This is a genomic window from Pseudorhodobacter sp. W20_MBD10_FR17 (genome assembly GCF_052119765.1).
GTDB lineage: Bacteria > Pseudomonadota > Alphaproteobacteria > Rhodobacterales > Rhodobacteraceae > Pseudorhodobacter.
Window position 1 is genome coordinate 52,141 of the sequence record NZ_JBGQOQ010000012.1, and the last position, 14,441, is coordinate 66,581.

Annotated in this window: 11 protein-coding genes; 8 read left to right on the forward strand and 3 right to left on the reverse strand. The window is 57.6% G+C overall.

The features are described from left to right. Nucleotides 1-8: 8 nt before the first annotated feature. The gene (locus ACEN2J_RS10185; protein ID WP_442105524.1) at nt 9-1,637 is read left to right on the forward strand and encodes an alpha-D-glucose phosphate-specific phosphoglucomutase; all 1,629 of its coding nucleotides are present in this window, start codon (nt 9-11) and stop codon (nt 1,635-1,637) included. Between the two features lie 108 nt (nt 1,638-1,745). Beyond that, nucleotides 1,746-3,281, forward strand: a complete 1,536-nt coding sequence (locus ACEN2J_RS10190; RefSeq protein ID WP_442105525.1) for a trimethylamine methyltransferase family protein — start codon at nt 1,746-1,748, stop codon at nt 3,279-3,281. Between the two features lie 78 nt (nt 3,282-3,359). Here ACEN2J_RS10190 and ACEN2J_RS10195 read toward each other — a convergent pair whose 3' ends face one another. The 3 genes from ACEN2J_RS10195 to ACEN2J_RS10205 are packed head-to-tail and all read right to left on the reverse strand — an operon-like array spanning nt 3,360 to nt 6,729. After that, nucleotides 3,360-4,337, reverse strand: a complete 978-nt coding sequence (locus tag ACEN2J_RS10195) for a glucokinase (RefSeq protein WP_442105527.1) — start codon at nt 4,335-4,337, stop codon at nt 3,360-3,362. A 29-nt stretch (nt 4,338-4,366) separates the two neighbouring features. Continuing rightward, nucleotides 4,367-5,695, reverse strand: a complete 1,329-nt coding sequence (locus tag ACEN2J_RS10200; RefSeq protein WP_442105529.1) for a GH1 family beta-glucosidase — start codon at nt 5,693-5,695, stop codon at nt 4,367-4,369. Nucleotides 5,696-5,697: 2 nt separating this feature from the next. Beyond that, nucleotides 5,698-6,729, reverse strand: a complete 1,032-nt coding sequence (locus ACEN2J_RS10205; RefSeq protein ID WP_442105531.1) for a substrate-binding domain-containing protein — start codon at nt 6,727-6,729, stop codon at nt 5,698-5,700. A 249-nt stretch (nt 6,730-6,978) separates the two neighbouring features. On the opposite strand from ACEN2J_RS10205, the gene ACEN2J_RS10210 reads away from it, so the two are divergent. The 6 genes from ACEN2J_RS10210 (at nt 6,979) to ACEN2J_RS10235 (ending at nt 14,379) form a co-directional block, all read left to right on the forward strand. After that, on the forward strand, nt 6,979-8,331 hold the full coding sequence (locus ACEN2J_RS10210; protein ID WP_442105533.1) for an ABC transporter substrate-binding protein: 1,353 nt from the start codon (nt 6,979-6,981) through the stop codon (nt 8,329-8,331). 113 nt (nt 8,332-8,444) lie between these two features. Further along, nucleotides 8,445-9,437 carry a carbohydrate ABC transporter permease gene (locus ACEN2J_RS10215; protein WP_442105535.1) on the forward strand — a complete coding sequence of 331 codons (993 nt, stop codon included), beginning with the start codon at nt 8,445-8,447 and terminating at the stop codon, nt 9,435-9,437. Beyond that, on the forward strand, nt 9,437-10,567 hold the full coding sequence (locus tag ACEN2J_RS10220; RefSeq protein WP_442105537.1) for a carbohydrate ABC transporter permease: 1,131 nt from the start codon (nt 9,437-9,439) through the stop codon (nt 10,565-10,567). The genes ACEN2J_RS10215 and ACEN2J_RS10220 overlap by 1 nt, the downstream gene beginning before the upstream one ends. A gap of 10 nt (nt 10,568-10,577) precedes the next feature. Next, nucleotides 10,578-12,209: an alpha-amylase family glycosyl hydrolase gene (locus ACEN2J_RS10225; RefSeq protein ID WP_442105539.1), complete on the forward strand. Its 1,632-nt coding sequence runs from the start codon at nt 10,578-10,580 to the stop codon at nt 12,207-12,209. A 22-nt stretch (nt 12,210-12,231) separates the two neighbouring features. Next, nucleotides 12,232-13,320, forward strand: a complete 1,089-nt coding sequence (locus tag ACEN2J_RS10230; protein ID WP_442105541.1) for an ABC transporter ATP-binding protein — start codon at nt 12,232-12,234, stop codon at nt 13,318-13,320. Nucleotides 13,321-13,518: 198 nt separating this feature from the next. Then, entirely contained in the window at nt 13,519-14,379 is an 861-nt protein-coding gene (locus ACEN2J_RS10235; protein ID WP_442105543.1) for a hypothetical protein, read from the forward strand. Nucleotides 14,380-14,441 lie beyond the last annotated feature (62 nt).

Genomic DNA, 14,441 nt, shown 5'->3' on the forward strand with positions numbered 1-14,441 from the left:
GCCGACCCATGATCCGCACCGTCCAAACCACCCCGTTTGAGGGCCAAAAGCCCGGCACCTCTGGCCTGCGTAAGAAAACCCGCGTGTTTATGCAGCCGCATTACCTTGAAAACTTTGTCCAAGCGATCTTTGATGCCATTGGTGGGGCTGTGGGCAAGGTGTTCGTCGTTGGCGGAGACGGGCGGTTCTACAATGACACGGCCGTTCAGATCATCCTGCGCATGGCTGCGGCCCAAGGGGCCAAAGCGGCGATTGTGGGGCAGGGCGGTGTTTTATCCACCCCCGCCGCGAGCCACTTGATCCGGCTGAACAAAACCGATGGTGGCATTATTCTGTCGGCCAGCCATAACCCCGGTGGCGTTGATGAAGACTTTGGCATCAAGTTCAACATGGCCAACGGCGGGCCGGCACCCGAAGGTGCGACCGAGGCGATGTTTGCGGCGACTAAAACCATTTCCGAATACAAAACGCTGGATGCCGCTGATATCGACCTTGGGACTATCGGCACAACCCAACTGGGGGCGATGTTGGTGCATATCGTCGACCCTGTTGCCGATTACGCCATGCTAATGGAAAGCCTGTTTGATTTCCCCGCAATCCGTGCCCGGTTTGCCAATGGGTTCACCATGCGCTTTGATGCGATGTGTGCGGTCACTGGGCCCTATGCCCGTGAAATTCTGGAAAACCGCCTTGGGGCTGCCAAAGGTACGGTCACCCACGGCACGCCTTTGCCAGATTTCGGCGGTATGCACCCCGATCCAAACCCGACTTGGGCGCATGAGCTGATGGATGAGATGATGGGCGACAGCGCCCCTGATTTCGGTGCCGCCTCCGATGGCGACGGTGACCGCAACATGGTCGTCGGCCGCGGGGCCTATGTTTCGCCCTCGGACAGCCTTGCCGTGCTGGCCGCTAATGCGCATCTGGCCCCCGGTTACGCGGGCGGCCTTAAGGGAATCGCGCGGTCCATGCCAACATCTGCAGCTGCCGATCGTGTGGCAAAGGCGATGGGGTTGGAACATTTCGAAACCCCAACCGGCTGGAAATTCTTTGGAAACTTGCTGGATGCAGGCCGTTGCACAATCTGCGGCGAGGAAAGCTTTGGCACTGGCTCTGACCATGTGCGCGAAAAAGACGGCCTTTGGGCGGTGCTGCTGTGGCTGAATATTCTGGCTGTGCGCGGCCAATCGGTGGCGGAAATTCTGGCCGAGCATTGGGCCAAATACGGCCGTAACTATTACAGCCGCCATGATTTTGAGGCTATTGAAACCGCAAAAGCCGATGCCATGATGGCTGCTCTGCGTGCGAAACTCACAACCCTGCCGGGCACGCAAACCCAAGGCATGACAATCGCAAAGGCCGATGATTTCGCCTATACCGACCCCGTCGATGGTTCGGTCAGCAAAAATCAAGGCGTGCGCATTATCTTTGCCGATGACAGCCGTATCGTCTACCGGCTGTCGGGAACGGGCACCGAAGGCGCCACCCTGCGCGTCTATCTTGAGCGCTATCAACCCGGCCCCGATGGCCTGCACCTTGACCCGCAAGAGGCGCTTGCGCCGATCATTGCCGCCGCGCATGAGGTGGCCTGCATCAACCAACACACAGGCCGCACCGAGCCGAACGTCATAACCTGACGGCGCGATTTGGCCGCCCAATGTCGCCAATTGCCGCGACATTGGGCGGCCCGCAGGTTTAGCCTTTCCATAACAGCCCGCCAAAAGGGCCATATTGGGAGGGCGAACATGACAGACGTCAAAGCAGCGCGCAGTGGCCGTCAGGCCCGCCAAGCCCAACGCGCCACGCGGGGCGGCGGCATGGGGCGGCCCTATATTATCCGCAATATTCCCACCTATGATGTGCTGTCTGAGGAAAACCTGATCAAAATCGAGACCACCGCCGACCGTATTTTGGCCGAGGTCGGTATCGAGTTTCGTGATGATGAAACCGCCTTGAACCACTGGAAAGCTGCGGGGGCGCGGGTGGATGGGCTTCTGGTTAAATTTCCCCCCGGTATGCTGCGCGAGATTTTGAAATCTGCCCCCAGCCAGTTTACCCAACACGCCCGCAACCCTGCCAACTCGGTTGAAATTGGCGGAAAGTCGGTGGTGTTTTCGCCGGCTTACGGGTCGCCTTTTGTGATGGATCTGGATCGTGGGCGCCGTTTTGGCACGATTGAAGATTTCCAGAATTTCATCAAACTCGCGCAATCCTCGCCCAATTTTCACCACTCGGGCGGAACAATATGCGAGCCAACCGATATTGCTGTGAACAAACGCCACCTTGATATGGTCATGGCACATCTTACTCTATCCGACCGTCCTTTCATGGGGTCGGTCACATCCGAGGCGCGGGCCGAGGATAGTATCGATATGGCCCGCATTGCCTTTGGTGCTGATTTTGTTGATAAAAACTGCGTTATTCTTGGCAATGTGAACGTCAATTCGCCGCTGGTCTGGGATGGCACGATGACCAATGCTTTGCGTGCCTATGCCAGTGCGAACCAAGCGGCGGTGATTGTGCCGTTTATCCTTGGCGGCGCAATGGGGCCGGTGACCAGTGCGGGTGCGATTGCCCAAAGTCTGGCCGAAACCATGGCGGGCTGTGCGCTGACGCAGTTGGAGCGCAAGGGCGCGCCAGTGATTTTTGGCAATTTCCTCAGCTCGATGTCATTGCGCTCGGGCTCGCCTACGTTTGGCACGCCGGAACCGGCGATCGGGTCAATGGTCATCGGCCAACTTGCGCGGCGGTTGAACCTGCCGCTGCGCTGTGCGGGCAATTTCACCACCTCTAAGCTGCCCGATGCCCAAGCGATGACCGAAGGCACAATGTCGATGCTCTCGGCCATCCATTGCGGCGCGAATTTCATTCTGCATTCGGCGGGGTTCCTTGATGGGCTGTTGTCGATGTCTTATGAGAAATTCATGCTCGACGCCGATCTGTGCGGCGCGCTGCACAGCTATCTTGACGGTATCAAGATCGACGATAACGAACTGGCGCTGGATGCGTTCAAAGAGGTCGGGCCCGGCAACCATTTCTTTGGCTGCGCCCATACGATGGCCAATTATCAGACCGCGTTTTGGGACAGTGATCTTGCCGATAACGACCCGTTTGAAAAATGGGAGGCGGCAGGATCAGCCGACGCCGCAACCCGCGCCAATGTGTTGTGGAAAAAGCGCCTTGCAGAGTTTGAGGCGCCTGCGCTGGATGCAGGTATTCGCCAAGGGCTGGAAGAGTTTGTTGCCGCGAAAAAAGCGGGCGTGCAGGATATGTGGTACTAATCGGTCCGGTTGTCGCGGGCCATTTAGACCCGCGACAACCGCTGCGCACGCAGGCGCAGGGCTGCACTTGGAAATGGGTTAGGCTGTTTGCTGTACCAGATAGACCGCACAGCCCGTCAAAGCCGCATAATCATCTTCAATTACCGCAACAGAAAAGTTCTGCATAAAGCCTGCAAAGCGGCCTTTATCGCGGAAGGCGGCCTCAAAGCCCATGGCCTCTAGATGCGGTGCAATCGCGCGCGAAACGCCACCACAAAGGTAAACCCCGCCAAACGGCAGGTGGGTCAGCGCAAGGTTTCCGGCCTCGGCCCCCAAAATCCGCACAAACAGGCGGGCGGCAGCGGTGGCGAGATTAGACTCATCCCCAAGGTCGATGCCTGCCATAATATCGGCGGCGGAGCGTTCGGTCGGGGTGCCCGCCTCATTCGCGACAAAGGCAAACAGGCGTTCCAACCCGCGACCCGACAAGACATCCTCGACCCCCGGAAACCCGTGCGCGGTTTCGACAAAGCGGGCAAGCCGCAGGTCGGCCTCGCTGCGCACTGGCATATTTACATGCCCGCATTCCGAGGCCGCAACCACCCGCCCACAAGCCGTTTCATGGACCGGTGCTGCGTTGAACCCCGTGCCGACCCCTATGACCAACTTTGCAGCCTGCGCATCGGTGGAGGGTTGGCCAAAAACCGGCCGCAGGTTTTCAGCCGCGATATGGCCCAAAGCATGGCCCTGCGCCTGAAGATCGTTCAGCAATGCCACATGTTTCGCACCTGTGGCACGCGACAGCGTCGGCTCATCAATCGTCCAGTCAAGGTTGGTCATTGTGGCCACGCCGTTTGCCACCGGCCCGGCGACGGCGATGCAGGTGCCAAGGCAGCTGAGGTTTGCGTGACCGTCCAGAAACTCGCGCAGGATGGTTTCAAGGCCGGGGTAATCGGCGTTACGAAAGCGGCGGATTGTACTCTCTTGCAACAGCTTGCCCGATGCCAGTGCCACACGGGTGTTCGTCCCGCCAATATCGGCGACCAAGGTCAGGCAAGGATCGGCAGAAATAGACATAGAATTGCTCCGGGTCTCAGGGGCTGCTGTTATGTGCGGCGCGACAGCGCCGCGGTTAGCGCGTGATAGGATGCTTTGGGGGTGCGCTGCAAGGTTTCGAAATCGACATGCACCAAGCCAAAGCGTTTTTCATAGCCCAGCGACCATTCGTAATTGTCGAGCAGCGACCACGCGAAATAGCCCTGTACCGGCACGCCATCATTCGCGGCGCGGCGTACCGCCCCCAGATGCTGGGCTAGAAAGTCGATGCGCGCGGTATCATCGACCGCGCCGCCGGCCAGCACATCAGGGTTTGCCATGCCGTTTTCGGTGACATAAATCGGCAAATCACCGGAATACTCTGCGGCCGTGCGCCGCAGGAAAAACTCCAACCCTTCGGGGTAGATCTCCCAACCCATCTGGGTTTTCGGCAACGGGCCGTCTACCTCTTGTAGCGCGGGCCAAGGGCCGGAGGCAGGCGCGATTAGCTTGCGGGTGTAATAGTTGATACCGACCCAATCGACTGGCGTGGAGATGGTGTTCATGTCGTTTTGCCAGCCGTCGGGCATATGTGGGCCAAGGCCCTTTAGCACGTTTTCGGGGTAGGTGCCTTTGAACATCGCCTCAATAAACCAGCGGTTATAATAGCCATCGTAAAGGTCGGCGGCGGCGGCAGCTTCAACGCTGTTATCGGCGGGTTGGGCGTATTCCATGTTGCACACGGCCCCCAGATTGCGCATGCCAAGCCCGCGCATAACCTCAATACTGCGGCCATGCGCAAGGTTTACATGGTGCATTGCGCGTGCAGTGGCGCGAATATCGCGCAAGCCCGGCGCGTGGTGGCCCAGAAAATGCGACAGCCACGCCACACACCACGGCTCATTTATCGGGGCAGCAGACCACACCCTGTCACCGATCCGGTCCATCAGCACCATGGTATAATCGGCGAACCAATTGGCAATGTCGCGGTTGCGCCAGCCGCCCAGATCAGCCAGAGCCGAAGGCAGCTCCCAATGATAGAGAGTCGCCGCAGGTTTCAGCCCGCGTTCCAACATGCCATCAACCAAACGGTCGTAATAATCGAGGCCTTCGGCATTCACGGCACCGCGCCCCTCGGGCATGACCCGCGCCCATGAGGCAGAAAAGCGGTAGGCATCAAACCCCGCCGCCTGCATCAGGTCAAAATCCTCGGGCCAGCGGTGATAATGGTCACAGCCAATCGCGCCATTTTCGGCCCGCACCACATTGCCCGGCGTGGCGGCGAAATCATCCCAATGGGTGCGGCCTGCGCAGCCGAAAGAGTGGCCCTCAATCTGATAGCTAGAGGTCGCGGCCCCAAAGATAAAATCCTTGGGGAAGTCGGAACGATTGGGCAGCATATTCATGACCTGAGGGGTGCGGGGCCAGTGGATTGGCCGATGATCAATTCGGCCTCGAGCAGCCGGTTGGTAGGAGAGGGGGCGGGGGCAGCGATGGTTTCCAGCAACATGGTGGCGGCGATGCGACCGGCCTCGCGCACCGAGGAACGGGTGGCGGTAAAAATCGGAACATCCTCGCCGTTTTTCATATAGCTCAGGTCGTCATCATGGATGATGATTGAAATATCACGGCCCAAAACCAGCCCGCGCTCAGTAATCGCGCGACGTGCGCCAAGCGCGATGATCATTGATGACAGCAGCAGCGCAGTCGGCGGCGCGGGCAGGGACAGCAGATCGCGCACGACGTGATAGCCAAGCCCCTCGGTCATCTCAATCGAATGCATCAGCTGCGGGTCGGCGGTGATGCCGCGCCCTTGCAGCGCATCCAGATAGCCATTGCGACGGCGAATGGCAAAATCCATAAACTCTAGCCCGTTGACCAAAGCGATGCGGCGATGACCAAGGTCTAGCAAAAATTCGGTCGCGCGCAAAAAGGCGCGGCGGTTGTTCACATCGACCCAAGAATAGGGCAGGTCGGCCCCCGTCGCACGGCCATGCACGACAAAGGGCATGCCCAACTCGTGCAGTAGTTTGATGCGGTAATCATCATGTTTGGGCGAGTGAACGATAACGCCATCGACATTTCCGCGCGACTTCATTTCACGGTAGACCCGCGCCTCATCGCCATCGGGCACGATAGACAGAATAAGGTCATAACCGGCCTTGGAATAGTTTTCCCCTGCGCCCGCAATAAAATCGGCGAAAATAGGGTTTACGATTTCATGCCGTGCCTCAATCGGGATGACGTGACCCACCGCCATGGCACGACCTGTTGCCAAACGGATAGCACGCGCATTAGGCTTATAGTTGTGTTTGGCGGCAGCGGCTACAACCTTGGCGCGCGTGTCCTCATTGACCTCGGGGTAGCCGTTTAAGGCACGGCTGACCGTGGTGGGCGAAAGCCCAAGCTTTTGAGAAAGGTCTTTTAGGTTCATTCTGGCCCCAAAGCGGTTTGGTGTGCAGCGAAGCGTAGCGGCAAGAGGCGGTGAGGTCAAAGCTTAACTTTCGCATGTTGGTCGTTGACGGATTGGTGAAACAAGCTAAATTCCTGCTGTGTGGGAGAAGTCATGATTGACACATTGGCGATTATCGCGGATGCTGAAACTCCCAAAGCGGTTTGAGAATGAGATTCTGCTGCCGCAAAATGCTAAATCGCCACAAGGCGTGTTCTTCGGGAGGAAGAAATGAAAACGAATTATCTGATGGGGGCCGCTGCGTTTGCGTTGCTGGCCGGTGCGGCGCAAGCCCAAGAGTTGAAATTTGCACCCGGAGAGGATGCGAAATTCCATTGGGACAGCTTTGAAGCGCTGAAATCGACCGATTTGAAGGGCCAAAAGCTTACGATCGACGGGTCGTGGGGCGGCATTGACAAAGAGCTTTTTGAAAGTGTGGTCGCGTATTTTGAGGCCGCGACCGGCGCGGATGTTGAGTTCACTGGCGGCGACGGGTTTGAGCAGCGCGTGATGATTGATATTGAGGCAGGCTCGCCCCCTGGTATCGCTGTTATTCCGCAGCCGGGCCTTGCCGCCGACCTTGCCAAGCGTGGCAAGCTGACGCCTTTGCCGACGGAGACAGAAGCTTGGGTAAAGGATAACTATGCTGCCGGTCAGTCTTGGGTTGATCTGGCCACTTTTGCTGGCCCTGATGGCAACAAGGCGCTCTACGGTCTTTTTTACAAGGTCGATGTAAAGTCGCTGGTTTGGTATGTGCCTGAAAACTTTGAGGATGGCGGCTATAAAGTGCCAACCTCGATGGAGGAGCTGAAGGCGCTGACCGAGCAAATCGCAGCCGATGGTGGCACCCCTTGGTGTATCGGTTTGGGCTCGGGTCCGGCCACGGGCTGGCCTGCTACCGACTGGGTCGAAGACATGATGCTGCGCAACAACACGCCCGCCGATTATGACGCGTGGGTTAGCAATGATCTGAAATTCAACGACCCCAAAGTCATCACCGCGATTGACGATTTCGGCTGGTTCGCCCGCAATGACAAGTTCGTCGCTGGTGGTGCAGGCGCGGTCGGATCGACCGATTTCCGCGACAGCCCCAAAGGTTTGTTCACCTCGCCGCCCGCGTGCTACATGCATCACCAAGCCAGCTTCATTCCATCGTTCTTCCCCGATGGTACTGTTGTTGGACAGGATGCCGATTTCTTTTACATGCCGGCGTATGCCGACAAGGATTTGGGAAAACCGGTTTTGGGCGCGGGTACCTTGTTTGTTATCACCCAAGACAGCCCTGTTGCGCAGGCTTTCATGAAGTTTCTGGAAACACCGATCGCGCATGAAATCTGGATGGCGCAATCGGGCTTTTTGACGCCCATGAAAGGCGTGAACCCCGAGGCCTATGCCGATGCAACCTTGAAAAAAATGGGTGGCATTTTGCTGAACGCCGACACGTTCCGCTTTGACGGGTCCGATCTGATGCCGGGTGCGATTGGCGCAGGTGTGTTCTGGACGGGCATGGTCGATTATACCGCCGGTAAGGATGCCACAGTCGTGGCGACCGATATCCAGAAAACTTGGGATAGCATTAAGTAAGCTGCCAAACATACCCCTCGCCGTCATGGCGAGGGGTATCGCCGTCGATCAGAGTGGCGTGAGACAGACTTCAAAACGGCAAAGCTCAAATGGGCAAAGCATAGGGGGGCATCATGGAACAATTCGTGATGGCGGCTGTTACAATTTTGGTCGGAGTGTTCGGCTGTATTTGCTATTTTTTTCTATCGAACATGGCGCTGGACCGGATGTTTCCGGCCAAAGGGTCGAATGCGGGTGCCAATATCAACCGCGCAAACCAGATCCGGCCGTGGCTGTTTATGCTGCCTGCTTTGTTGTTGCTGTGCGTGTATTTGGTCTATCCAGTGTTTGTGTCGATCTATTTGTCGTTCATGGATGCGCAGGGTGAAACCTTTGTCGGTGGGGCCAATTATGTGTGGCTTATCAATGACGTAAAGTTTCGCGAAAGTATGGTGAATAACGTGCTGTGGCTGGTGTTTGTGCCCGCAGCATCTACGTTTTTTGGCCTCGTGGCGGCGGCGGTAACCGACCGCATTCGCTGGGGCAACTTTGCCAAGGCGATGATTTTCATGCCAATGGCGATCTCCTTTGTCGGGGCCGCTGTGATCTGGAAGTTGGTCTATGAATACCGCCCCGAAGGGCAGGAACAGATCGGCATTCTAAATGCAATTTGGACAGGTTTCGGGGGCGAGCCGCAGACGTGGCTGACCTCGCCTGTTGTCAATTCCTTCTTGCTGATGATCGTGCTTGTCTGGATCCAAACCGGCTTTGCCATGGTGATTTTGTCGGCGGCTTTGCGCGGTATCCCCGAAGAAACGATCGAGGCGTCGATCCTTGATGGCGCGTCACCGTTTCAGATTTTTATGAAGATCAAAGTACCGCAAATCTGGGGGACGATTTTGGTGGTCTGGACGACGATCACCATCACCGTGCTAAAGGTTTTTGACATCGTGCTGACCATGACCAATGGCCAATGGGGCACGCAAGTGCTGGCCAACCTGATGTTTGACTGGATGTTTCGCGGTAATGACACGGGGCGCGCGTCCACTGCGGCCATCGTGATCATGCTGATGGTGACGCCGATCATGATTTGGAACATACGCAACGCCGCACGGGAGGCCCGCTAATGGATAATATCGTAGGCGTAAAGTCGCGGCTGACATGGGCGGTGAACCTGACGGCGCTGGCGCTGGTGCTGCTGTGGACGTTTCCAACCTTTGGCCTGCTCGTGTCCAGCTTTCGCGACCGCGATCAGATCAGCACCTCGGGCTGGTGGAAGGCGATGTTTCCGTCACATGCCTCGGTACAATACCGCGCGCCGGCCCCTGATAGCGCCGTGCTGCAAGGCGGGCTTTACACGCTTTCGGGCAATATTTTTGAGGGTGGCGCAGGTAAGGTGACGGCCTTTGGCACCTCGATCCGCGCGCCGGATGAGCACGCTGTGGGCGAGCCTGTTGTGACGGATGACAATGAGACCGTGACGGTCATGGCGAATGGCGATTTCACCATCACCTCGCCCACCGCGATGGAAGGCAGTCGGGGGATGCGGATTTTTGCAACCTCGGTCACGCCGGCGCGGTTTACCTTTGAGAACTACGGCCGTGTGCTGGGCGGCGAAGGGCTGGGACGGGCGTTTCTGAACACGATGACTGTTTCCATTCCGGCAACAATCATCCCTATCTTGGTTGCCGCCTTCGCCGCCTATGCGCTGGCGTGGATGGAGTTTCCGGGCCGTGCGTTGATTGTGGCGACCGTGGTGGGCCTGTTGGTTGTGCCACTGCAACTGGCACTTATCCCTTTGTTAAAGCTGCATAATGAAATCGGCATTGGCAAAAGCTATATCGGGATTTGGTTCGCCCATACCGGCTTTGGCCTGCCTTTGGCGATCTATCTGCTGCGCAACTATATGATTGGCCTGCCGCGTGAGATTATTGAAAGCGCGCGGGTCGATGGCGCGACCGATTTTCAGATTTTCCTGAAAATCATCTTGCCGCTGTCGTTTCCGGCGCTGGCATCCTTTGCGATCTTTCAGTTTCTCTGGACGTGGAATGACCTTTTGGTCGCCCTTGTGTTCCTTGGCAACTCGGCCGATCAGCTGGTGATGACGGGACAGTTGAAAAACCTGATGGGGTCGCGCGGCGGCGATTGGGAAATACTTGCAACCTCGGCTTTTGTCACTATTGCGGTGCCGCTGGTCGTGTTCTTTGCAATGCAGAAATACTTGGTCCGTGGCCTACTGGCCGGATCCGTTAAATAAGGAAAGACCCATGGGAATGGTAAAAAAAGATGCGGCTGCTTGGGCGCAGGATAAGGATTGGTGGCGCGGGGCTGTGATCTATCAGATCTATCCGCGCAGTTTCCAAGATAGCAATGGCGATGGCATTGGCGACCTTGCGGGCATAGTGCAGCGCCTGCCGCATATCGCCGAGCTGGGGGCCGATGCGGTTTGGATCAGCCCGTTTTTCACCTCGCCGATGAAGGATTTCGGCTATGACGTGTCTGATTATTGCGATGTCGACCCGATGTTCGGGTCACTCGCCGATTTTGATGCGGTGATCGCAACAGCGCATGATTTGGGCCTGCGGGTGATGATCGACTTGGTGTTGTCGCACACGTCAGATCAGCACCCTTGGTTCAAGGAAAGCCGCGCCAGCCACACGAATGACCGGGCCAATTGGTATGTCTGGGCCGACCCTAAAATGGACGGCACACCGCCAACAAACTGGCTGTCGATCTTTGGCGGCTCGGCGTGGCAATGGGATGCGCGGCGCGAGCAGTATTTCTTGCACAATTTCCTGACCTCGCAGCCCGATCTGAATTTTCACGAACCGCAGGTGCAAACGGCACTACTGGATGTGGCACGGTTTTGGTTGGACCGCGGCGTTGATGGCTTCCGCCTTGATACCATTAACTTCTACACCCATGATAAATACCTGCGCGACAACCCCGGCCTGCCGCCGGAACAGCGCAACGCCGATACCGCGCCTGCCGTGAACCCCTATAACCACCAGATGCACCTATTCGATAAAAGCCAACCGGAAAACGTCGAGTTCCTGAAAAAGCTGCGCGCGGTGATGAAGCCTTATAACGCAGCGGCTGTGGGTGAGGTGGGCGATGCCCAGCGCGGGATGGAAATCCTTGGTGATTACACCAAGGGCGATGACCGGATGCAGATGTGCTATGCGTTTGAGTTTTTGTCGCCGCAACGCCTAACGCCTGCGCGTGTGGTGGATACGTTCACGGCGCTGGATGCCGCCGCGCCCGATGGCTGGGCCTGCTGGGCGTTTTCCAACCATGACGTGGTCCGCCATATCACGCGCTGGGGGCTTTCCCCTGATGCGGCCAAGACTTACGCGACGTTGCTGATGTGTCTGCGCGGTTCGGCCTGTCTGTATCAGGGCGAGGAATTGGGCCTGCCCGAGGCTGAAATCGCCTTTGAAGACCTGCAAGACCCCTATGGCATCGAGTTTTGGCCCGAGTTTAAGGGCCGCGATGGCTGCCGCACGCCGATGGTGTGGCAGGCCGATAATCAGACCGGCGGGTTCACGACGGGCAAGCCTTGGCTGCCGGTTCCGGCCGAGCATTTGCGCCATGTGGGCGCGGGTGCCAAAGCCCCGAATAGCTTGTTCGCGCAGTACCAAACCGCCCTTGCCTTGCGTCATAACCACAAGGCTTTGCGCAGTGGCGAGCAGCGTGATTTGACCGCCGATGGCGATTTGCTGTGCTTTACCCGCCAAGGTGAGGACGAAGAGATTTTCTGCGCGTTCAACCTTGGCGATGCCCCTGTTTCGGTCACGTTGCCGGACGGCAGTTGGCGCAGATTGGGTGATGGCGCAGAGGCGCTAGCGCCAGTTGTCACTTTGGCGGCGTGGCAGTTTTGCCTCGCAATCAAGCAGTGAGGTTTGAGGGAGGGGGAGCATCATGGCGGATCTAAAGCTAACGAATGTTGAAAAGGCTTACGGCGAGGTCAAGGTTCTGGCCAACATCAATCTTGATATAAAACAGGGTGAGTTGATCGTGTTTGTTGGGCCGTCAGGTTGTGGCAAATCCACGCTGCTTCGGATGATTGCGGGGCTGGAACGCATCACTGGCGGCACGCTGGAAATTGACGGCCAAGTGGTGAATGATGTGCCGCCTGCGCAGCGTGGTATTGCGATGGTGTTCCAATCCTATGCGCTGTATCCGCACATGACAGTGCGCGAAAACATGGAATTTGCGCTGAAAATCGCCAAGAAAACCAAGGCCGAGATTGCAGCGGCGGTGAACAAAGCTGCCGATATTTTGCAGCTAACGCCCTATCTGGACCGTTTGCCCAAGGCGCTTTCAGGCGGGCAGCGGCAGCGGGTGGCGATTGGTCGGTCGATCGTACGCGATCCCAAGGTCTATTTGTTTGATGAGCCGCTGTCGAATTTGGACGCCGCCCTACGCGTCGCCACACGGATTGAAATTGCCCAGCTCAAAGAGCAAATGGCCGACCGCACGATGATCTATGTGACCCATGATCAGGTTGAGGCGATGACGCTGGCCAGCCGGATTGTGGTGCTGGCGGGCGGCGGGATTAGCCAAGTTGGCACGCCGCTTGATCTGTATGAACGCCCGCAGAACGAGTTTGTGGCGCAGTTCATCGGCTCACCCGCGATGAACCTTTTGGCGGGGGAAGTGGTCGAGACGGGCGCGCAAACGCTGGTCAAGCTGGAGGGCGGCGGCATGGCACGTTCAAGCATTCCAACGCTGACAGCGGATTTGGGGATGAAAGTGAACATCGGTGTGCGGCCCGAGGATTTGGTTGCCACAGATCACGATCCGATTTTCACCGGCGAGGTCGAGTTTACCGAAGCTTTGGGCGAGGTGACCTTGTTGTATTTTAAACGCCAAGGCGATGCGCATGCGGTTGTCGGCAAATTGCCGGGCATCCATTCTGGGCTGCGCCGCAGCCAAGTTGCACTAACGGCCGACCCCAAAAAGGTGCATATGTTTCATAACGGGCTGTCGCTGCTGTATCGGGCCTGAACACTATCGGGCTTAAAACAAGGCGATAAGCCTGAGGAAGACCGTGCAGAGCAGCGCGCATAAAAGAACGGGCACCCATATGGTGTAGCGTGGCTCGGGTATGTGTTTGATGCTTTTATTCCTTTGAGGGCTGAATATCTTTATTGACGGCCTCGTATCTTAATGGGCCATTTAGGTTTCGAATGCCTTAACAGGGGCATGGATATTCAATGGGATGACGATTGCGAACAAGGTTGGCAGGCGCGGTTGGCGGGCCTGCCAACGCCTGCGCTGCGGCAGGATTGGGGCTTTGGCGTGGCGATGCAGGGTTTGGCGGCGTCTGTCGGGCGGGCTGTTGTATCGGACGGTGGCAAGGCGATTGCCGCCGCACAAGTCTTGCAACGGCGCGGATTGCGGGTGATCGGGCAAGGGCCGGTTTGGCTGACACCTGTGGAGTCTGCGCAAAAGCGGCGGGTGCTGCACCGTTTAGCTTGGTATGCAGGGGCTTGCATCATAACCCCGAATGAGCCCGTCGCGGGTATGGGGTTTATCCCGCTGATCACGCCGAAATCCTATGCCATTTGGCATATTAACATGCCGCCCGCCCAGTTGCGCCAAACCCTGCAAGGCAAATGGCGCAACCGGTTGCTGCGGGCTGAAGAGGTGGTAAAGCCCAAGCCTTTGCCGCGTCAGGCCCTGCAAGGCTTGATTGCGCATGAGGCAGCCCAGCGTAGCTATCGCAGCTATAAGAACCTTCCTGGTGCGGTCGCCTTGGATTGGTTGGGCGGCACGCTGGCGATAGGCTGGCATTCCGGCGGCGCATTGCAAGCAGGCATGGTGTTTTTGATCCATAACCAACATGCAACTTACTTTCTGGGCTGGGCCAACCAAACGGCCCGTGCCAGCTTTGCGCATGGTCCGATGCTGTGGGAGGCGGCGCTGGCATTGCGCGCGCGTGGGGTAGAGGCGATTGATCTGGGCGATGTGAACAGCGAAAGTGGGGCAAGCCTTGCGCGGTTTAAACTGGGCACGGGGGCAGGTGTGGTGACTGCGGGGGCCACTTGCCTTGTACTGCCGTGAACGTGGGCAGGTGACAACGCGTCGCGATGCCCCTAACGATAGGCCGTAGTAAGAGACAGGAA